Raw genomic sequence first — 19,853 nt, 5'->3', positions numbered from 1 at the left:
GAGACGCCATGTCGATCGCCCGAATCTATCAGCGCCCCAAGAACGCCATGTCGTCGGGCCGTGCCCGCACCACCAGCTGGGTGCTCGATTTCGCCCCTGCCGAGGCCAAGCAAGCCGACCCGCTCACCGGCTGGGCCGGCTCGGGCGACACGCGCGACCAGGTGCGGCTGAGCTTCCCGACGCAGGAAGCCGCGATCGCCTATGCCGAGCGCGAGGGTCTGGCGTTCACCGTCGTCGCCGCGCCAACGCGGACGCTCAAGCTGCAAAGCTACGCCGACAACTTCCGCTAAGCGCGGCCGGATTGCGAAGGGCCCGACCGGCCCTGCGCCGGATCAGCCCGCCAGGATCCCGCCGCTCAACAGCAGCAGCATCTTGACGTCGATCGCCACGCCCTCGGCGCGCTTGGCGGCGACGAACGCCGCGATCTCGCCGAGCGGGACGCGGTGGACGGTGATGTTCTCGCCCTCGACCCCGCCGCCGGCACTCACCTGCGTCAACCCGGTGGCGCGGACGAGCGTAAAGCCCTCCGAGACCATCCCCGGCGAGGAATGGAAGAAGCCGATCGTTTCGATCGTGGCCGCGGTATAGCCCGTTTCCTCCTCGAGCTCGCGCGCGGCCGAGGTGTGAATGCCTTCGCCTTCGGTTTCATCGCCGACAAGGCCGGCCGGCAATTCGAGACAGCGCTTCCCGAGCGGCACGCGGTATTGCTCGACCAGAATCACCGCGCCATCGTCGATCGCGAGGATCACCGCGGCGCCGATCCCGCGGGCGCGCGCGACATATTCCCAGCTTCCGTCCTTGATGACCTTGATGAACTTGCCGTCCCACACCGTCTCTGCGGTCATACTTCGATCAGCCTGTCGGGAAGTTCGTTGCGGTCGTCGGCGGTCTTGGGGAAGGTTTCGGACAGGATCGTGCCGATCTGCTCGACCGCCGCTGCCATTCCGGCGGCGGGCCGGCCCTCGCGCGAGTGCGCGACCAGCGCCGCCATCGCCGCGCCCCAGCGCTCGGCCGGGACCGCGCGGTGGATCGCTTCGTCGGCGACGATTTCGGCCATGCGTTCGTCGCGCGACAGATAGAGCAGGATCCCGACGCGCGCGGTGGTGCGCCGCTCGGCACCGACCTTGAAATACTGGATCGCGCGACGCCGCACGCGCCGCGCGCGCGTCGCCTTCGGCACCAGCGCGATCCGCCACGCGGCACGCCCGAGCGCATAGCGGACGATCAGGAAGACGATCGCCTCGACCACGAGCAGCGCCGACAGCAGCAACCGCGGATCGGCGGGCGATTCCCACCCGTCCGAAAAGCCTGCGAGCCAGCGTTCGATCGCGGCGGGATCGATCGTGAACAGCGCGACGACGAGCAGCATCGCGGCCACCGCATAGTGCAGCGCGGCGTCACGATACTCGTCCGATCGATCGCTGACGATCGTCACGATCTCGCCGTCGGTCCCCGCTTCGGCGGCCTTGACCGCGGCGAGCACGACCGCATGGTCCGCCGCCGTGAGATGCGCTGTGCGCGGCATTACCAGTCTCCCGAGGCGCCACCGCCCCCAAAGGATCCGCCGCCGCCGCCGGTGAAGCCACCGCCGCCCCAGCTGCCATCGGAACCGCCGCCGCCACCGCCGCCGCTGCCCCAGCCGCCGCCCGAATCGCGACGCGAATCGCCAAGACTGCTGAGCACCGAGCCCCACAACACCGCTGAGCCGATCCCGTCATTATACTGCCGCCCGCCGCCGCGCCGGCGCAGGCTCGACAGGATGACGAAGCCGATCACGAGGCCCCAGAAGATCATCCCGAACGGAATCCCGCCGCCGCCGCGCGATGTGCTGCGCTTGTGCGTCGCATCGAACGCGGCTGCCGCCTTGTCGAGATTGGCCTTCTGTTCCTCGGGCGATGCACGCAGCTGCGCGATGACGGCGTCGGTGCCGGCCTCCATCGCGCCGGGAATGTCGCTCGGCTGCTTCTTGAGCAGCGGCAGCATCTTCTCGCGGATCATCACGCCCGAAAACGCATCGGTCAGGAAAGGTTCGAGCCCATAGCCGACTTCGAGCCGCGGCCCGCGATGCCCGGCGGCCTCGTTCGGCGCGATCATCAGGATCGCGCCATTGTCGACGTCCTTGAGCCCGACACCCCAGGCACGCCCAAGCCCGACGCCATATTCCGACAGCTCGCGCCCCTGCAGATCGGGGAGCGTGACGACGACCAATTGCCGCTTGGTGTCCTTTTGCAACGCCTCGAGCTTGGCGGTCAGATCGGCCTCGGTCGCTGGCGGCAGGACGTTGGCGGCATCGACGACCAATCCGGTGAACTTCGGATAGGTCTGCGCCGCTGCCGGGACGAGCCCCAGCAGCAGCGCGACCAACGTCGCAAGCAAGGCCTGAATCAGGCGCATCGGCATCACATCGCCTTCGGGGCCTTCGGCCCGGTTACTTTAGTTGGTGTTGCCGAAATTGACCGCAGGCGCTTCCTCGGCGCCCGCGCTCGTCGCCTTGAACGGGACGAGCGGCTTTGCACCATAGATCACCTTCGCGCCGATCGCGTCGGGGAAGGTGCGGATCGTCGTGTTATACGCCTGCACGGCGTCGTTATAATCGTGCCGCGCGGTCGAGATGCGGTTCTCGGTGCCTTCGAGCTGCGTCATCAGCGTGGCGTAATTGCCCTGCGACTTGAGCTCGGGATAGGCTTCCTGGAGCCGCTGCAGCGACATCGTCACGCCGGCCTGCGCCTTCTCGTAATTGGCGACCTTCGCCGGATCGTTGAGATCGGCACCCGACACCTTGACTTGCGACGCCGAGGCGCGCGCCTGCGTCACTTCGACGAGGATCGCCTTCTCCTGCGCGCCCGCGGCCTTCACCGTCGAGACGAGGTTGGGGATGAGGTCGGCGCGGCGCTGGTAATAGTTTTCGACGTCGGCCCATTTGGCCTTGGCATTCTCTTCCGCGGTCGGAACGCTGTTGAGCCCGCAGCCAGCCAAGGTGACGGCGCCGAGGAGAACGAGCGGAGTGCGGTACTTCATATCGTAGGGATCCCTTCAGATCTTGCGTCACCATGATAGCCGGGTACGATGGCCTCGCGAAATGAAATCGGAAGGGGGCACGCTTTGTTCAAGGAGTTTAAGGCATTCATTGCTCGGGGGAACGTCCTCGATCTCGCCGTCGCGGTGATCATCGGCGCGGCGTTCGGCAAGATCATCACGTCGCTGACCGACGACGTGATCATGCCGGTCATCGGCAAGATCTTCGGCGGACTCGATTTTTCGAGCTACTTCGTCGTGCTCGGCAAGGTGCCGCCCGCGCTCGCCGGATCGTCGGATTATGCCGCGCTGAAAAAGGCGGGCGTGCCGCTGTTGGGCTACGGGACGTTCATCACCGCCGCGGTGAACTTCGTGATCGTCGCCTTCATCATCTTCTTGATCGTGCGCGCCGTGAACCGGCTGATGCCAGCCGCGCCCGAAGTCGTCGCCGAGCCGGTCGAGCCGTCTGACGTCACGCTGCTGCGCGAGATTCGCGACGAGCTGCGCCGGCGGTAATGATCGGTAGCCCCTCCCCTTCCGGGGGAGGGGAGTGGGTTACGCCGCGACCAATTCCTCCGCAGTCGCATCGGCAAGACTGGTGCCATCGAGAATCCGTGCGGTCTCGTCGCGCACGCGCATCATCGCGTGGCGGATCGCGCAGGTCGCCTCGTCCTTGCAGTCCTTGCACGAGCGGTATGCGGTACGGCTGACGCACGGCACCAGCGCGAGCGGCCCCTCGATCACGCGGATGATCTCGCCGAGCGAAATCAGGTGCGGCGGGCGCGACAGGCAGTACCCGCCCATCTTGCCGCGATGGCTGTGGAGGAACCCCGCCTCGCGAAGATCGGCGAGGATCAGCTCGAGGAACTTGCGCGGCACGTTCGCCTCGGCGGCGATGCGGTTCATCGGGATCGGGGGGCTTCCGGCGGGGGCTTGCGCCAGGAACATCATCGCGCGGAGTGCGTAGCGGGAACGTTGCGTCAACATGATATACTAACCCATGCACCCGATTTGTGGCGAGTGAAAGGCGGAAGGTGTCAAACCGGGCCTTTTCATCATGTTGCAACGCCCCTTTTCACGCGGCTGTAACATGCCTATACCGCTCGTGCCGGGCTTGCCCGGCTATGGTGATAAAGTGCGGCGTAGAATAGATGCAGCGGACCCGGGGGCAGTACCCGGCGACTCCACCACACCCCCTCTCTCCAGAGGGGGTATGACGGGGTCGAACTAGGATCGACGTGTATTGAAAGGCGCTGTTTTTGCCCAGGCTGAGTAACCTGTTCAAGGCTCATAACCACAAGTGCAAACGATAACCATGCACTCGCGATTGCTGCGTAACACTAAGGCCTAACGGTCTAAGTTACTAAGTTAAAAGCGCGGTCCGGGCCGCACCGGGCAACAGAAGCGGACACCGGCGGTCCGGGGGGCACCGAGCAACAGAAGCTCCCCACCTATCCTGCGGCGAGTAGCGTTACGCGAAGCATGGCCGACTCCGACAGCGCCCCACCCCCGCCCCCGCCCCCACAGCGCAAGATCATCCATATCGACATGGATGCCTTCTATGCCTCGGTCGAGCAGCGCGACGATCCGTCGTTGCGCGGCCGCCCCGTCGCGGTCGGCGGATCACGCGCGCGCGGCGTGGTCGCGGCGGCGAGCTATGAGGCGCGGACCTTCGGCGTGCGCTCGGCGATGCCCTCGGTCACCGCGATCCGGCGCTGTCCTGACCTTGTGTTCGTGCCGCCGCGCTTCGACGTCTATGGCGCGATCTCGCAGCAGATCCGCGCGATCTTCGCCGATTATACCGACCAGATCGAACCGCTCTCGCTCGACGAGGCGTATCTCGACGTGACCGAGGACCGCCACGCCCTCGGCTCGGCCAAGGCGATCGCCGAGCAGATCCGCGCGCGGATCAAGGCCGAGACTGGGCTCACCGCGTCGGCGGGCGTTAGCTACAACAAGTTCATCGCCAAGCTCGCCTCGGACCAGAACAAGCCCGACGGCATTTGCGTCATCCCGCCCGCGCGCGGCGCGGCGTTCGTTGCGAGCCTGCCGGTCAAGCGCTTCCACGGCGTCGGCCCGGTGACCGCGACGCGGATGGCGGCGCTCGGAATCGAGACCGGCGCCGACCTGCGCGAGCAACCGCTCGCCTTCCTCCACGCGCATTTCGGCAGTTATGCCGACTATCTCTACGGCGCCGCGCGCGGGATCGACCACCGTCCGGTGCGCAGCAACCGCGCGACCAAGTCGGTCGGCGCCGAGCGCACCTTCGAGACCGACATCGCGTTCCCTGCCGATCTCCACGCCGCGCTCGACCGGGTCGCCGAGGCGGCGCTGGTGCGGATCGAGCGCCACGGCGTGCGCGGACGGACAGTGACGCTCAAGCTGCGCTTCTCGGATTTCCGCACGATCACGCGGGCGCGCTCGCTCAGTCGCGGGGCGTTCGACCGCGCAAGCTTCGTCGCGGGCGGACGTGCGTTGCTCGATGCGCAGCTTCCGGTGCCGCTCGGCGTGCGCTTACTCGGGCTGACGCTGTCGGGGATCACCGACAATGAGGAAGCGACCGAGCAGGCGACGTTGTTGCTATAGCGCCCGTCGTTCCCCGGCGAAGGCCGGGGCCCAGTTGCGAGCGTTGGCGGTTCTAGCACAGCCTCCGTCCCATAGCGCCCACGACTGGGCCCCGGCCTTCGCCGGGGAACGATGCCGCTACGCCACCCGCTCCCCCACGCGCTGCAGATCCTCGACGAAGAGCGCATATTCCGCATCCGCCTGCGCGCGGTCGGGTATCCGCAGCAAATAGCTCGGATGCACCGTGATCCACGCCTCGCCCCCACCGGGCAGCGTCAGCGCGCGCCCGCGCTCCTTGCCGATCGTCACGACGCGCCCGAACAGGCTGCGCGCCGCGGTCGCGCCGAGCGCGACCGTCACCTTCGGCCGGACGAGCAATTGCTCCTGCTCGATCCACCAGCGGCACGCGTCGATCTCGCCGGCATCGGGCTTGGCATGGATGCGGCGCTTGCCGCGCGGTTCGAACTTGAAATGCTTGACCGCGTTGGTGACGTAGACGCCCGCGCGCTCGATCCCTGCCGCGGCGAGCGCACGGTCGAACACCTGCCCCGCCGGCCCGACGAACGGCTTGCCCGCCAAATCCTCCTGGTCGCCGGGCTGCTCGCCGACGAACATCAAGCTGGCATCGACCGGCCCTTCGCCGAACACCGTCTGCGTTGCCGGCCCGTAGAGCGAACAGCGCGTGCACCCCGCCGCTTCACCCCGCAGAGCCGCCCACGCCGCGTCGATATTGTCGCCGATGTCGCGCTTCGTCTGCGCCGTCGCCATCATCCCGCTTTCCCGCGCCTGCGCGCCCGCGATGAGGCCTGGCACCAAGGCGGTCTCGGGCATGTTCTTCCAATATTTGCGCGGCATCTCTTTCAGCATCATGCCGATCTTGAGCCGCGCCGGGTTGAAGATCGAGGCGTAATAGGTCTTCCACACTTCCTCGATCGGGTCGCCGTCGGGCGCGTCGCTCTTGGCGGCACCGGGGCCTTCTGCGAGCGTCTCACCGTCCCAATGCAGCGACAGCTCGGGCGTCAGGATCGACCAGCGCATGCTCGAGAAGCGATCGAGGAAAAAGCCGGCATTGGCGCGCACGATATGATGCTCGGGCTCGAACCAGGCGACGAAACGCGCGACGCCATCCTCGTCGACCTCGCGGAAGCGCAGGAAGGCGCGCATCTTGTGGATGTCCTTGCGCACTTCCTGCGCGAGATGCTCGAGCCGCCGGAGCAGCGGATCGGCATGATCCTCGATCGCGCCAGGCTGCACGCGGATCCGCGCAAGCAGCGTGTAGAGCAAGGCGAAGCGCTCGGGATCGCGGTGGAGCACGGCCTTCTTCGCCAGATCGATAAACGCGCGCGGCACCGCAAAGGCCGGGCCGGTCGGCACCATCGTGTCGGCGGTCGCCGCGAACAGGTCGGTCGGGTTGCCCGCGCCCGGCCAGACGACGTCCTCGGGCGGCACGCCCGCAGCGGCGAGACTGCGCGCGGCATCGCGCCAGCCGTCGAAATCATCGGGTTCGGCAAGAGTAATCGCGCGCATCAAGCTCCCCTTATGCCGCGAACAACTCCAATTGCTCGGTCTTGGGTGCAACCACCGGTCGCAATTCGGCGCGATCGCTGAGCGCCACCGGGCGCCAATCTTCGGCGATCAGGAACGGTCGCACTTTCGCGACGGACACCGTGAGCCGGGCGACATCGGCGAGATGCAGCCGCCGCCAGCGTCGCGCCGCCAGGATCGCGGTCACCGCCTTCACCCCGAGCCCGGGAACGCGCAGCAACGCCTCGCGCGGCGCGCGATTGACGTCGACCGGGAACGACCCGCGGAACTTGAGCGCCCAGGCAAGCTTGGGGTCGATGTCGAGCGGCAGCATCCCCGTCGTCGCGTCGGCGGCGGCGACGACATCGGCCGGCGTGTAGTCGTAAAAGCGCATCAGCCAGTCCGACTGGTACAGCCGGTGTTCGCGCATCAGCGGCGGGCGCTGGAGCGGGAGCACCGCGCTCGCATCGGGGATCGGGCTGAATGCCGAATAATAGACGCGGCGCAGGCCGAAGCGATCGTACAGCGTCGACGCCTTGGTGACGATGTCGCCGTCGGTCGCCGCATCCGCCCCGACGATCATCTGCGTCGATTGCCCGGCGGGCGCGAAGCGCGGCGCCGACTTGAAGCGCTTCTTGGCGTCGCTCGTGTCGAGGATCGCGGTCTTGGTGTCGCCCATCGCGCCCTCGATCCGCGCCGCCGACTTTTCGGGTGCGAGCCGAGTCAGTCCCGCTACGGTCGGCAGCTCGACATTGATCGAGAGGCGATCGGCATGCAGCCCCGCCTGATGGACGAGCTCGGGATCGGCGTCGGGGATCGTCTTCAAATGAATGTAGCCGCGGAAATCATGATCCTCGCGCAAGCTGCGCGCGACCTCGACCATCTGCTCCATCGTATAGTTCGACGATCCGATGATCCCCGACGACAGGAACAGCCCCTCGATATAATTGCGGCGGTAGAAGGACAGCGTAAGCCGCACGACCTCCTCCGCGGTGAAGCGCGCGCGCCGCACGTTCGAGCTCTTGCGGTTGATGCAATAATGGCAGTCGAAGATGCAGCTGTTGGTCAGCAGGATCTTGAGCAGCGAGATGCAGCGGCCATCGGGCGCATAGGCGTGGCAGATGCCCATCCCCTGATCGGTCGAGCCGATCCCCTTGCCTTCGCGCGACGTACGCTTCACCGATCCCGAAGAGGCGCACGATGCATCGTATTTGGCGGCGTCGGCAAGGATCGCGAGTTTCTGCTGGACGTCGAGCTGGGCCATGCGTTCGATATATGTTCCGCGTCGCCCAGACGCAACCCAGGTTAGAAATCAGAAGCCCGAATGAAGCCCCACCCGCTTCTCGTGCGTCACGTCGCTCTTCGAGCCGACCAGCCGCCCGGCCTTGCCGTCGACGCATTCGACTTGCGCGACGATCCGCACCCAGCGCCGCTTGCCGTCGATCTCGATCTCGGCGTCGAGCATGAAGCCGGTCTTGTCGCGGATCGCAGCCATGCGCATGCATTCGAGCGCGATGCGCGATTCAGGTGTGTAGCATGCCGCCGCCGTGGCGCGATCGAGCACGCTGCCGCGCGGAAACCCGAACAGATCGTAGACGCCCTCGCTCCACGTCAGCGTTTCCGTTGCGAGGTCGCACGCCCACAGGCCGGTTTTCACCATCGTCGGCATGGCCGCGTATGGAATGATGTCGCTCTGCGGCCCGTATAGTGTGGCATCGTTCATGCACGTTGCCTTGCCTTGCCCATTTCACCCTTGCTCATTTCACCCGCTATATTGCTCAACAAAGGTTAATCAAATGATCGCCAAGACGAGATTGTTCGCTCGGCGATGCAACCCTCGCCGCGACGGAACGTTACGCACCCGAATAGGGTCAAAAAGGGATTATACCATCATGCGTCACCTCTTCCTCTCGCTCGCCGCCGCTTCGCTCGTCATTCCGGCAACGATGGCCCTCCCCACCGACAAGGCCGAAGCGCGCAAGCATCGCTATTACGGCAAGTCGAACCGCCATTATTCGTGCCGTCGTTCGTCGGGCACGACCGGCCTGCTCGTCGGCGGTGCCGGTGGTGCGCTCGCTGGTAATGCGCTCGGCGGCGGCGTGCTCGGCACGGTTGCCGGCGGCGTCGGCGGTGCGCTCCTCGGCAAGCATCTCGACAAGCGTCACGACGCTGCGCAGAACCGTCGCAACGGCTGCTGATTGACCTACTCGGCGGCGAGGAGGCTTTCCGCGCCGCCGAGATCTACCGAGACGAGGCGGCTGACGCCTTGCTCGACCATCGTTACCCCGAACAGCCGGTGCATCCGGCTCATCGTCACCGCATTGTGCGTCACGATCAGATAGCGTGTCTGCGTTTCGCGCGTCATTGCGTCGAGCAGCCCGCAGAATCGCTCGATATTCGCATCGTCGAGCGGCGCATCGACCTCGTCGAGCACGCAGATCGGCGCCGGGTTGGTGAGAAACAGCCCGAAAATCAGCGCGACCGCGGTCAGCGCCTGTTCCCCACCCGATAGCAACGTCAGCGACTGGAGCTTCTTGCCCGGCGGCTGCGCCATGATCTCGAGCCCAGCCTCGAGCGGATCATCCGAATCGATCAGTTCGAGATGTGCGCTGCCGCCGTTGAACAGCGTCGTGAACAGCCGCCGGAAATGCCCGTCGACCGCTTCGAACGCGGCAAGCAGCCGCTGCCGCCCCTCGCGATTGAGCGTGCCGATCGAGCCGCGCAGCCGGTTGACCGCGAGCCCAAGCTCCTCGCGCTCGGCGGCATTGCCCGAACTTGCCGCCTCGAGTTCGGCGAGCTCGGTCTCGGCAACGAGATTGACCGGGCCGATCCGATCGCGATCGAGCATCAGCTTTTCGTGCGAAGCGGATTCTTCCGCCGGACTACGCACCGTCCCGCCGTCGAACCCGACGCGCTCGGGGAGCAGCACCGAGGGGCATTGGAAGCGCTCGCCCGCCAGCCGGTTCATCTCGACGCGGCGCAATTCCTGGTTTTCCGCGCGTGCCGTCGCGCCTGCGCGCGCCTCGCGCGCTTGCGCCAGCGCCTCCGCCGCCGCTGCCGCGCGCGCTTCGGTGTCGCGCAGCGTCATTTCGGCGGCACGCTCGGTCCTCGCGGCGTCCTCGGCCTCGGCACGCGCGGCGGCGTGCGACGTTTCGAACGCTGCCACCTCGTTCGCGAGCGCCTCGGGTCGGCCAACCAGCGCTTCGGCTTCCACGGCAAGCTCGACATCGCGCTTGTCCATCTCGGCGATCCGCCGCGCCGCCTCGCCGGCGCGCGTGCGCCAGCCTTTCGCCTCGGCTGCCATCGCTGCGAGCCGTTCGCGCGCGCTGGCGATGTCGCGGTCGACCCCGGCACGATCGGCGCGCGCGGTCGCGATCGCGCTCCGCCGCGCCTCGGCCTCGGCCGACAGCGTGCGGACGCGCTCACGCGTCGCGCTGCCATCGGGGAGCGCGGCGTGCAGCGCGGTCGCGCGTGCGACCTCGGCCCCCGCCTCGTCATGCTCGGCATCGATCCGCGCGCGCCGCGCGGCCAGGTCGGCACGCTGCGCCTCGATCCGTTCGATCGCCGCGGTCGCGCGGTCTTCCGCGCGCGCAGCCTCCCGGGCGCGCGTTTCGGCGCTTTCCAGCGCACGCCGCGACGCCACTGCCGCCGCACGCGCGTCGGCGATCGTCGTGGCGATCCGCGCGAGCTCAGCATCCGCCGTCTCGACCGCCAGCGCCGCCGCGGGACGCAGCGCGGTGATCGCGCGCAAGCGATTGATCCGCTCGAGCCGCTCGGCCGCCACCGCGCCGCCCGACTTGGCGACATAGCCGTCCCAGCGCCGCAGCACACCGCCGAGCGTCACCAGCCGCTGCCCGACGGCAAGCGCAACGCCGTCATCGCTGTCGACCACCACGATCTGCGCCAGCCGCCGCGCAAGCGCCGCCGGCGCCTCGACGTGCTGCCCGAGCGGCACCGTTCCCGGCGGCGGCGGCGGATCGCCCGGCACGACCACTGCGCCCGACCAGTGCCGCTCGCCCGCGGAATCGAGCCCGGCCTCGAGATCGTCCCCGAGCGCCGCCGCCAGCGCGCGCTCATAGCCCGGGTCGGGCTGGACCTGGTCGAGCAGCCGGTCGCGACCGTCTCGGCGCGTCGCCTTGGTCAGCGCGGTCGCTTCGCTGTCGAGCGCGGCGAGATCGGCGTGCGCGGTAGCGCGTGCCGCCTGTGCGCCGTCGCGTTGTCCGATGCTGGCGCGCTCGTCGGCATCGGCGCGGGTGAGCGACGCGCGCGCATCCTCGCCGTCGTGGAGCGCCTGCGTCCGCGCGGCGACAGCCGCGGAGCGCTGCGCGACCAGCGGCGCGGCATCGCCAAGCGCCGCAGCCTCGGCGGTCACGCGCGCGAGATCGCGCGCGCTGCGCTCGGCGCGCGCGCGCGCTGCCGAAAGCGCCGCATCCGCCACACGCGCGTCGGCGGCCTCGGTCGCTTGCGCGGCAAGCGCTTGCGCAAGCGCGACCTCGGCGTCGCGTCCGGCGCGTTCGGTATCGCTCAACCGCGTCTCGAGCTCGGGCACGCGCGCAATCGCCGCGGCAAGCGCCGCATCGAGCCGCTTGGTCTCGTCGACCAGTCGCGCGATCGCCTCGGCGGCGTCGCTCGCGAGCGACCCTTCGCGCGCGCGATCATCGGCGAGCCGCAACCGCGCCGCCGCAAGCTCCTGCGTCCGCCGCACCGCCGCGGCCTGTTCACCGCGCAATCCGCCGAGCCGGTGTCCCACTTCGCTCGCCGCCTCGCGCAGCGCCTGTGCCGCGCCGCGCGCCTGCGCCAGTGCCTCGGTCGCCGCCAGCGCGTGGGCGGCGGCGGCGCGCTGCGCCTCGGCGGCGGCGACGACGCTTGCCTCGCACGCCACCGCCTCGGCCTTCGCCGCATCCGCCGCCGCTTGGGCATCGCGCCAGCGCGCGAAGATCATCCGCGCCTCGGCGATGCGGATCTGGTCGGAGAGCGCCCGATAGCGTTCGGCCTGCCGCGCTTGGCGCCGCAAAGCGTTGGCGCGGCCGTCCTGTTCGGCGATCAGTTCGTCGAGCCGCGTCAGATTGGCCTCGGTCGCGCGCAGCTTCTGCTCGGCGTCCTTGCGCCGGACGTGGAGCCCGGCGATCCCTGCCGCCTCCTCGAGCATCGCGCGGCGTTCCTGCGGCTTGGCGGCGATGATCGCGCCGATCCGCCCCTGGCTGACGAGCGCGGGCGAATGCGCGCCCGTCGCCGAGTCCGCGAACAGCAACGCCACGTCCTTCGCGCGCACGTCGCGCCCGTCGATCCGGTACGCCGAGCCCGCCCCGCGCTCGATCCGGCGGACGACTTCGCTTTCCTCGCCCTCCGCCTCGATCAGCATCGACACTTCGGCGAAATCGCGCGCGGGCCGCGTATTGGTGCCGGCGAAGATGACGTCGTCCATCCCCGCGCCGCGCAGCGACCGCGCCGAGGTCTCGCCCATCGTCCAGCGCAACGCCTCGAGCAGGTTCGACTTGCCGCAGCCATTCGGCCCGACGATGCCGGTCAGCCCCGGCTCGATCCGCAGATCGGCCGCGTCGACGAAGCTCTTGAAGCCCGACAGGCGGAGCCGCTTGATCTGCATTCAGAGCCCCCCGGCCGGAGTGGAAACAGCGGGGCGTCCTTCCAACACTAGGCCGTCCCCCCGGGCCTGTCCCGGGGTCCACCGTCGTTGGCACCCCATGATCGCGGACCATGCGGCACCGTGGATGCCGGGACAAGCCCGGCATGACGGGCTAGGTGCGTTACGCGCCAGCGCGCTTGAGCGCTGCCTCGACGTCAGCCCAGGTCACGCCGTCGACCTTGGCGCCGTTGATGATGAAGGTCGGCGTACCCGTCACCGCCGCGCCATCGCCCTTGCTCATCATGCCGATGATCTCGTCGAGCGCCGCCTTGTCGGCGATGCACGCGCGCGCCTTGGCCTCGGGGATGCCGCGCTGCTTCACGAACTCGACATAGCCGAGATAATCGCCCCATGCCGCAGCGGCCTCGTTCGGCGTCTTGCCCTGGAGCTGCGTCTGCAGCGCGGTGGTCGCCGCCTGGTCGGCGAGCTTCGCCTCGAATTGCGGCTGCGCCACGTACATCGCTTCGAGCAGCGGGAAGAAGGTCGCCGTGCCGACGCAGCGGCCGAGCAGGCTCGGCGCGAAATCGGGCTGGCCGTGAACCAGATAGTCGCGGAACTCGTAACTCACCTTGCCGGTCGAGACGTAATTCTCGGTCAGCGGCTTCTGCCCGGTCTGGCCGAACGCGCCGCAGGTCGGGCACGTGCGCGAGCCATATTCGACGACCTTGATCGCCGCGTCGGGATTGCCCATCCGGTAGCCGCCCTCGGGCGTCTTGACGACGGTGTCGATCCACTTCTGCCCGGCGGCCGAAGGCGTCACTGCCGCGGTGCTGGTGCCCGCAGTGGTGCCGCCCGACGTCGTGCCGCCGGCGCTGTTGCCGCCCGAAACGGCATCGTTTCCACCGCACGACGCGAGCGACAGCGCGGCAACCGCCGCGAACAGGATACGAGGGGTCATCGATAGGCTCCTAGTCAGTAAGATCATTTGGCGACGGCGGCGCGCACGAGCGGCTCGAGCGCCGCCCAGTCGTATACATTGGCTTGCGCCGCGCCGTTGAGCACGAACGTCGGTGTTCCGGAAACCGCATAGGCCTTGTTGGCGGCGTCAGCGCGCGCGACGAGCACATCGATCTTCTTGCGATCGGCGAGGCAGGCATTGGCCTTGGCGAGCGGCAGGCCGCGCTTCACCACGAAATCGGTATAGCCATAGAATCCGGCGAGGTAGCTCGCGACGGCGTTGGGCGTCGCGGTCTGCAATTCCTTCTGCTTGGCATCGGGAATCGCGTCGCTGCGCCCGACCAGCGTCTTTTGCTCGGCCATCATCGCGTCGAGGACCGGGAAGAACGCGCGCGTCGGGACGCACTGGCCGAGCAGGATCGGCCCGAGATCGAGCGCGCCATGCACCGGATAATCGCGGAATTCGTAGCTGACCTTGCCGCTCGCGATATAGCCCGCCTTGAGCGCCGGAAGGCCCTCGACATCGAAGCGCGCACACAGCGGACAGGTCCGCGAGCCGAACTCGATCAGCTTGACCTTCGCCGCCGGGTTGCCCATCCGCACCCCGCCCTCGGGCGTTGCGACGATCGTCTGCAGCCACGCGGCGTGCGCCGGCGCCTTTTTCGGCGGCGCGGCCTCAGCCGAAGAAACCAGAGCGACGCCCAACACCAGCGCCGCCAGACCAAATCGCATCATTCGTCTCCACCCACGCTCGGCGCCCCGCGCGTCGCCGCGACACCCGCCGCCAAGGCCTCGAGCACCGCCTTCAATTCGGGATCGGCGATCGTCCTGAGGCTCGCGCCGAGATCGACCGGCACCGGCTTCAACGACGGCGGCGCGGCGCGCGGGCGCGGCACGGGGACGTCGCCCTGGCGGAACTGCACCTTGGCGACCGCGGCATAGCCGAAGAAGCGATTGACGCGCTCGATGATCTCGGGCGCGATATGCTGCATCATCGTCGCATGCGCGCCGCGCACGACGAGATTGAGCGTGCCGCCGATGCGCTCGCCATGCGGGAATTTGATCGATTCGGGCGACGACACGCCAGCATAGCGCGGCCCGACGATTTCGCTCCAGCGGCTGACCACCGCGCTCTGGACGAAGCCGAAGCGGCGAAACGCGGCGCGGCCCGCATCGGGCAGCAGTTCGGCGACCGATCGCGCACGGCCGCCGCGCGGGCGTTCGACGGCTGGAGCTGGAGTGGCGCGCTTGCTCATTGCGTCGTCCATGCCATAGCGGGGCCGTGTCCGCCAAGCGTCCTTCCGCCCCGCCAGCAAAACTCCTGCTCGATTGGTACGATAGCCATGCGCGCGATCTGCCATGGCGCGCCGCGCCCGGCAGCAACGCGCCCGATCCGTACCGGGTCTGGCTGTCCGAGATCATGCTCCAGCAGACGACGGTCGCCGCGGTGCGCCCCAAGTTCGAGGCATTCGTCGCGCGCTGGCCCAGCGTCGAGGCACTCGCCGCCGCGCCCGAGGCCGATCTGATGGCGGCATGGGCGGGGCTCGGCTATTACGCCCGCGCCCGCAACCTCCACGCCTGCGCCCGCGCCGTCGTCGCCTTGGGCGATTTCCCGACGACCGAAGACGGGCTGCGCGCGCTCCCCGGCGTGGGCGCGTACACCGCCGCCGCCATCGCCGCGATCGCGTTCGGCGAACGCGCGGTGGTGGTCGACGCCAATGTCGCGCGCGTCGTCGCGCGGCTGTTCGCGATCGAACGCCCGCTCCCCGGCGGGATGCCCGAAGTCCGTGCCGCAACCGACCAGATCACGCCCGACCTGCGCTCGGGCGATTTCGCGCAGGCGATGATGGACCTCGGCTCCTCGGTCTGCACCCCGCGCAGCCCGCGCTGCCTCGCCTGCCCGCTGTCGAGCGTGTGCGAGGGCTACCGGCTCGGCAACCCCGAGGGCTTCCCGATCAAAGCAGCGAAGCTCGCCAAGCCGCAGCGCCACGGCACGATCTTCTGGGCGCAGCATGACGACAAGGTCCTGTTCGTCCGCCGCCCACCACGCGGGCTGCTCGGCGGAATGCGCGCGCTGCCGACCGGGCCGTGGGCCGACACCCCGCCCGGCCTCGCCGATCCGCCACTCGCCGCCGACTGGGAGATGCTGCCCGAAAGCGTCGCGCATGTTTTCACGCACTTCCGGCTCGAACTGTCGCTTGCGGTCGCGCGCGTGGATGGGCATTCGGACGACGGCGAATGGTGGGATGTGACCGAGATCGACTCGGCGGGCCTGCCGACGGTATTCGCCAAGGCGGCGGACGCCATCAGGAGGGCACGACCATGATTCGAGCAATCATTCCAATCACGTTGCTGGCGACGATCGCCGGATCGGCGGCGCTTGCCGGGCAGGCATCGCCGCAGCCCGTCCCCCAGCCGTCCGCTCCAGCGACAGCTGCGAACGACGATTTCGTCGTGACCGAACAGCTTGGCAGCAAAGATCTGGCGCGCTTCCCGAAGACCTTCGGGCTGTTCACCGATTACATCAACAGCAACAAAATCCCCGGCGTGGTCGGCGCGTTCGGCCAAGGTCAGACGCCAACCGCGATCGTCGCCTCCGGCAAGATCGGCGACGAACCCGGCGCTCCGCGCGTCGACAAGGACAGCCTGTGGCGCGTCTATTCGATGACCAAGCCGATCACCGCGATGGCCGCGATGATCCTGATCGAAGAGGGCAAGATGCGCCTCGATCAGCCGGTCAGCGACTTCATCCCCGCGTTCAAAACCATGCGCGTCCAGATCAGCCCCGATTCGCTCGAGACGCGCCCCGCGACCAAGCCGATCACGATCCGCAACCTGCTCACCCACACCGCCGGGCTCGGCTATACGATCATCACCAAGGGCCCCCTGCTGAAAGCGTATGAAGACGCCGGCATCACCCCCTTCACCTCCGACGCCAAGACCGAGGCGCAGCTCCGCCTCAAGCGCCCAGCGACGCTGGAAGCCTTTGCCAACAAGGTCGCCACGCTCCCGCTGATCGCCGAGCCCGGCACCAAATGGAGCTATTCGATCGGCCTCGACGTGATGGGCCGCGTGATCGAAGTCGCCTCGGGCCAGTCGTTCGACGCCTTCCTCCAGCAGCGCATCTTCACCCCGCTCAAGATGAATTCTAGCTATTTCCAGGTCCCCGCCTCCGAAGCGCGCCGCCTCGCGACGGGCTATTTCATCGCCGGCAACACCCGCGTCCCGCTCGATCCCGGCGCAACCTCGGTCTTTCTCCAGAAACCGAGCTTCCCCTATGGCGGCGCCGGCCTCGTCACCTCGGCGGGCGATTACGACCGCTTCCTCCACATGCTCCAGAACGGCGGCAGCCTCGACGGCGTGCGCATCCTCAAGCCCGCCACTGCCAAGCTCGCCATGTCGAACTTGCTGCCCGCGGGCGTGATCTACCCCGGCGCGGTCTCGGCGACGGGCGGCACGACCAACGCGCAAGGCTTCGGCGCGGGCGGCTCAGTGACGCTGGGCGACGTCCCCGGCGGCCCGGCCAAGGGCACCTATGGCTGGGGCGGGGCTGCGGGCACGATCGCCTGGGTCGATCCGGTCAACCAGGTCCGCGCGACGATCATGGTCAATTATCTGCCGGGCGACAAATGGCCGCTGCGCGTCGAATCGACCAAGGCGGTCTACGCCGACCTTGCCCCCTCGCTCCAGCGCAAGTGATCGGCATAGCGTGATGTCCCCAGGCTTTACCGGCGGTCTGCTCGACCGCGCCGATGCGCTGCGCCACGATCCCGAGGGGTTAGCCGCCGCACGCAGCGACTGGCGCGCGCGCGTGCTGCGGCTTGACCGCTTCGAGCCCGAACTCGATGGCGAGGGTCGGCTCGGCTGGTCCTCGCTCGCCGAGACGCCCGAGGAGGCCGAGCTGATCCTGCTCGGCTTCGACGAGGCCCGCCGCCCGCATTTTGCGGCGTACCTGCCTGGGATGCGCGCGCCGGCCGGGCGATCCCCGCGGCTGTTCGCCTTGCTCGACCAGTTCGCGCCGGGCGAGGCGGCGACCTACGCCGCGGCGCGCTCGGTGCTCGACTGGCACAGCCGCCACCAGTTCTGCGCGAATTGCGGGCACCAGACCGCGCTGTCCCGCGCCGGCTGGGGCCGCGCCTGCCCCAATTGCAAGGCGGAACACTTCCCACGCGTCGACCCCGTGGTAATCATGATCGCGGAACATGATGGCCGCGCGCTGCTCGGCCGCCAGCCGGCGTTCCCGCCCGGTCGCTACTCTGCGCTGGCGGGGTTCCTCGAACCCGGCGAATCGATCGAGGAAGCCGTCGCGCGCGAGATCATGGAGGAAGCGGGCGTCCGCGTTTCGGGCGTGCGCTACATCGCGAGCCAGCCCTGGCCCTTTCCCTCCTCGCTGATGATCGCCTGTGTCGGCATCGCCGAGGACGACGCGATCACGCTCGACACCAACGAGCTCGAGGACGCGATCTGGGTATCGCGCGACGACGTGCGCGCGGTGCTGGCGGGCGAAGACGGCCCGTTTTTGCCGCCACCGCCTTATGCGATCGCGTATACGTTGTTGAAGGCTTGGGCCGAGGGGTAATTGCGGTTAGCGGACATCCAGCTTCAGCAAGCGATCCACCATATCAGTCCAGCGATCACCGCCACAAACACGCCCAGCATCGCTAGGGCGGCCATTCAAGCAGCTGCTCGACCATAGCGTTCATCGACAAATTCGACGATGGCTTCAGCCCAAGCGATGAACAGGACATCGTCCATTCTTGGTTTGTAGCATAGCCGTTGTCTGCAATTGGTGGAATGCGGACCGTCCGCTATTGGGAAGGCGGATAGCGTTGGCGGACGTGCCCGACGCTATCTGCCTTTCCCGAAAAGAATCGAATTTCGGGAAAGGGGCGGCTTGTTTGCTGCGAGAGCGCAAGCGAACAACGCCGCCCTCTACCAAGCTATTTCAGTGGCAGGAACAATTCCGCGACCGCCTCATGCTCAGGCACCTCCGAAAAGAAGGCGACGCGCTGGCAGTAGAGTGGAAAATCCCGTGCCTCCTCGCCGCTGGCGGGTAGCCAATCGCGGTAAAGGTACAGCGCGGCCGGCTCCAGATTATCTGTATTGCCGACGACGCGCAGCACCGCGCAGCGTCCGCCGGGGATGGTGCCGGCCTCGATCCGCTCGCCGTTTGCCTCGACGGGTCGATCGGTGCCGACGCATAGGTCCATGCGATACTGGGCCGGGGGGGTCGTGCGCGGATCGGAGTGGAATACGTTGAATGTCGGGCTGACCGTCGGCGACAGGCCGGTTGCCTTCCGCCAAGCGATAAACCGCTGGATGGTAGCGCCGATCGTCGCCGGATCGCCGCGATGCTCCATGATCGCCACCGGGGTCGGCGCTACGTCGCGGATTGTCACATCGTGGGGTGTGTAGGTGGTCTGCATGAGCTTGCTCCTCGCGTTGTTGAGAGGCCCGAAGGCCGCAAGCCACGGTTCCCAATCGGGAGCCTTCCGAAACGACGAGGGCGATTGCCCGACCCGTTGCCGGAAGGCGCGGGCAAAGGCATCCGGGGCGTCGTATCCAGCGTCCATTGCTATTTCAGTGATACTCTGCGCGTCCCTGTAGGCCAGCCGATAAGATGCACGCTTCATGCGGGCGAGCTGGACGTAGCGATGCACGGATAGCCCGAAGGTCGCCACGAACTGCCGGTGGAAGTGGAATTTCGAAAAGGCCGCGACGCCGCTCATCGCATCGAGATCTAGATCATCGTCCAAATGCCGGTCGATGTGATCTAGTACCCGCTGCATCCGGGCATGGTAATTGGGAAGCGCCGCCTTCATCGTCCTGTCCTCCGTGGCGTCGCTAGCTAGGCGCGACCGGATATGAAGCGCTCGACCGATCTTGCGGTTCTAGCATGGCTCGCAGGCTTTCCCGAAAACGAACCCGCAAGCGCGACACTAGCCCGGGCGATCGCACAGAGAGCCGTGCGGAGCACCCCCCTTTCCCGAAATCTGTTCCCGATTGCACTTCCCCGAAATGTGCCGTTGGAGACGGGGAGACGGGAAAGATCGAGCTGAACGAATGGCCGTTATCGGGAGCCCGGATCGCCAGCCTGAACGTCCGGCGGTGGGGGTGGGTTCAACCGATCGACGCAACGCTCTGTGCGAACTTCTCCGCTGGCGTTTGGTACATCAAGGTTTTTCTCGGCCGCTCGTTGAGCTGTCGG

The 19,853-nt window shown here is 67.8% G+C and carries 20 protein-coding genes and 1 other RNA gene; 8 read left to right on the top strand and 13 right to left on the bottom strand.

The window, feature by feature from the left end:
* Nucleotides 1–8 precede the first annotated feature (8 nt).
* Nucleotides 9–290, top strand: coding sequence for an ETC complex I subunit (locus tag ABIB28_RS08970; RefSeq protein ID WP_133186327.1), 282 nt, complete (start codon nucleotides 9–11; stop codon nucleotides 288–290).
* 42 nt (nucleotides 291–332) lie between these two features.
* Here ABIB28_RS08970 and ABIB28_RS08965 read toward each other — a convergent pair whose 3' ends face one another.
* From ABIB28_RS08965 to ABIB28_RS08950, 4 genes are read right to left on the bottom strand one after another with little or no spacing between them, the layout of a single operon-like run.
* On the bottom strand, nucleotides 333–845 hold the full coding sequence (locus ABIB28_RS08965; protein ID WP_354287884.1) for an NUDIX hydrolase: 513 nt from the start codon (nucleotides 843–845) through the stop codon (nucleotides 333–335).
* Nucleotides 842–1,525, bottom strand: coding sequence for a TPM domain-containing protein (locus ABIB28_RS08960; RefSeq protein WP_322162461.1), 684 nt, complete (start codon nucleotides 1,523–1,525; stop codon nucleotides 842–844). Before ABIB28_RS08960 ends, ABIB28_RS08965 begins: the two co-directional genes overlap by 4 nt.
* Nucleotides 1,525–2,400, bottom strand: coding sequence for a TPM domain-containing protein (locus ABIB28_RS08955; protein WP_354287883.1), 876 nt, complete (start codon nucleotides 2,398–2,400; stop codon nucleotides 1,525–1,527). The genes ABIB28_RS08960 and ABIB28_RS08955 overlap by 1 nt, the downstream gene beginning before the upstream one ends.
* A 33-nt stretch (nucleotides 2,401–2,433) precedes the next feature.
* On the bottom strand, nucleotides 2,434–3,018 hold the full coding sequence (locus ABIB28_RS08950) for a LemA family protein (protein ID WP_322162459.1): 585 nt from the start codon (nucleotides 3,016–3,018) through the stop codon (nucleotides 2,434–2,436).
* A gap of 84 nt (nucleotides 3,019–3,102) precedes the next feature.
* Here ABIB28_RS08950 and mscL point away from each other — a divergent pair, with 84 nt between their 5' ends.
* Nucleotides 3,103–3,531 (top strand): large conductance mechanosensitive channel protein MscL, encoded by a 429-nt coding sequence (gene mscL, locus ABIB28_RS08945; RefSeq protein WP_354287882.1) that lies wholly within the window; start codon nucleotides 3,103–3,105, stop codon nucleotides 3,529–3,531.
* A gap of 39 nt (nucleotides 3,532–3,570) precedes the next feature.
* Here mscL and ABIB28_RS08940 read toward each other — a convergent pair whose 3' ends face one another.
* Nucleotides 3,571–4,002, bottom strand: coding sequence for an RrF2 family transcriptional regulator (locus ABIB28_RS08940; RefSeq protein WP_133186315.1), 432 nt, complete (start codon nucleotides 4,000–4,002; stop codon nucleotides 3,571–3,573).
* 81 nt (nucleotides 4,003–4,083) lie between these two features.
* On the opposite strand from ABIB28_RS08940, the gene ssrA reads away from it, so the two are divergent.
* Nucleotides 4,084–4,428: a transfer-messenger RNA gene (gene ssrA, locus ABIB28_RS08935) on the top strand.
* Between the two features lie 69 nt (nucleotides 4,429–4,497).
* Nucleotides 4,498–5,601 (top strand): DNA polymerase IV, encoded by a 1,104-nt coding sequence (dinB, locus tag ABIB28_RS08930; RefSeq protein WP_354287881.1) that lies wholly within the window; start codon nucleotides 4,498–4,500, stop codon nucleotides 5,599–5,601.
* 117 nt (nucleotides 5,602–5,718) lie between these two features.
* On the opposite strand, the gene ABIB28_RS08925 is transcribed toward dinB, so the two are convergent.
* The 3 genes from ABIB28_RS08925 to ABIB28_RS08915 are packed head-to-tail and all read right to left on the bottom strand — an operon-like array spanning nucleotide 5,719 to nucleotide 8,827.
* The gene (locus ABIB28_RS08925) at nucleotides 5,719–7,107 is read right to left on the bottom strand and encodes a UdgX family uracil-DNA binding protein (RefSeq protein WP_354287880.1); all 1,389 of its coding nucleotides are present in this window, start codon (nucleotides 7,105–7,107) and stop codon (nucleotides 5,719–5,721) included.
* Between the two features lie 10 nt (nucleotides 7,108–7,117).
* Nucleotides 7,118–8,368 (bottom strand): putative DNA modification/repair radical SAM protein, encoded by a 1,251-nt coding sequence (locus tag ABIB28_RS08920; RefSeq protein ID WP_354287879.1) that lies wholly within the window; start codon nucleotides 8,366–8,368, stop codon nucleotides 7,118–7,120.
* A 48-nt stretch (nucleotides 8,369–8,416) separates the two neighbouring features.
* On the bottom strand, nucleotides 8,417–8,827 hold the full coding sequence (locus ABIB28_RS08915; RefSeq protein WP_354287878.1) for a hypothetical protein: 411 nt from the start codon (nucleotides 8,825–8,827) through the stop codon (nucleotides 8,417–8,419).
* Nucleotides 8,828–8,996: 169 nt separating this feature from the next.
* On the opposite strand from ABIB28_RS08915, the gene ABIB28_RS08910 reads away from it, so the two are divergent.
* Nucleotides 8,997–9,302: a hypothetical protein gene (locus tag ABIB28_RS08910; RefSeq protein WP_133186307.1), complete on the top strand. Its 306-nt coding sequence runs from the start codon at nucleotides 8,997–8,999 to the stop codon at nucleotides 9,300–9,302.
* Nucleotides 9,303–9,307: 5 nt separating this feature from the next.
* On the opposite strand, the gene ABIB28_RS08905 is transcribed toward ABIB28_RS08910, so the two are convergent.
* The 4 genes from ABIB28_RS08905 to ABIB28_RS08890 all read right to left on the bottom strand — a co-directional run bounded on the left by ABIB28_RS08905 (nucleotide 9,308) and on the right by ABIB28_RS08890 (nucleotide 14,913).
* Nucleotides 9,308–12,709, bottom strand: a complete 3,402-nt coding sequence (locus ABIB28_RS08905; protein ID WP_354287877.1) for a chromosome segregation SMC family protein — start codon at nucleotides 12,707–12,709, stop codon at nucleotides 9,308–9,310.
* A gap of 160 nt (nucleotides 12,710–12,869) precedes the next feature.
* Complete coding sequence (locus tag ABIB28_RS08900; protein WP_354287876.1) at nucleotides 12,870–13,646, bottom strand: thioredoxin domain-containing protein; 777 nt, start codon at nucleotides 13,644–13,646, stop codon at nucleotides 12,870–12,872.
* Between the two features lie 23 nt (nucleotides 13,647–13,669).
* The gene (locus ABIB28_RS08895) at nucleotides 13,670–14,377 is read right to left on the bottom strand and encodes a thioredoxin domain-containing protein (RefSeq protein WP_354287875.1); all 708 of its coding nucleotides are present in this window, start codon (nucleotides 14,375–14,377) and stop codon (nucleotides 13,670–13,672) included.
* Nucleotides 14,377–14,913, bottom strand: a complete 537-nt coding sequence (locus tag ABIB28_RS08890) for a DUF721 domain-containing protein (protein WP_426264011.1) — start codon at nucleotides 14,911–14,913, stop codon at nucleotides 14,377–14,379. The genes ABIB28_RS08895 and ABIB28_RS08890 overlap by 1 nt, the downstream gene beginning before the upstream one ends.
* A gap of 14 nt (nucleotides 14,914–14,927) precedes the next feature.
* Here ABIB28_RS08890 and ABIB28_RS08885 point away from each other — a divergent pair, with 14 nt between their 5' ends.
* Genes ABIB28_RS08885 through nudC form a run of 3 tightly spaced genes read left to right on the top strand, consistent with a single transcriptional unit; the run spans nucleotide 14,928 to nucleotide 18,224 of the window.
* Nucleotides 14,928–15,971, top strand: a complete 1,044-nt coding sequence (locus ABIB28_RS08885; RefSeq protein WP_502958229.1) for an A/G-specific adenine glycosylase — start codon at nucleotides 14,928–14,930, stop codon at nucleotides 15,969–15,971.
* The gene (locus ABIB28_RS08880) at nucleotides 15,968–17,344 is read left to right on the top strand and encodes a serine hydrolase domain-containing protein (RefSeq protein ID WP_354287873.1); all 1,377 of its coding nucleotides are present in this window, start codon (nucleotides 15,968–15,970) and stop codon (nucleotides 17,342–17,344) included. The genes ABIB28_RS08885 and ABIB28_RS08880 overlap by 4 nt, the downstream gene beginning before the upstream one ends.
* 13 nt (nucleotides 17,345–17,357) lie before the next feature.
* Nucleotides 17,358–18,224, top strand: a complete 867-nt coding sequence (nudC, locus tag ABIB28_RS08875; RefSeq protein ID WP_502958232.1) for an NAD(+) diphosphatase — start codon at nucleotides 17,358–17,360, stop codon at nucleotides 18,222–18,224.
* A 361-nt stretch (nucleotides 18,225–18,585) separates the two neighbouring features.
* On the opposite strand, the gene ABIB28_RS08870 is transcribed toward nudC, so the two are convergent.
* On the bottom strand, nucleotides 18,586–19,467 hold the full coding sequence (locus ABIB28_RS08870) for an AraC family transcriptional regulator (protein ID WP_354287871.1): 882 nt from the start codon (nucleotides 19,465–19,467) through the stop codon (nucleotides 18,586–18,588).
* Nucleotides 19,468–19,853 lie beyond the last annotated feature (386 nt).

This window comes from Sphingomonas sp. UYEF23 (genome assembly GCF_040546165.1).
GTDB lineage: Bacteria > Pseudomonadota > Alphaproteobacteria > Sphingomonadales > Sphingomonadaceae > Sphingomonas > Sphingomonas glacialis.
The sequence above is the reverse complement of the archived record's forward strand: the minus strand, read 5'-3'. Positions and strand labels throughout refer to the sequence as shown.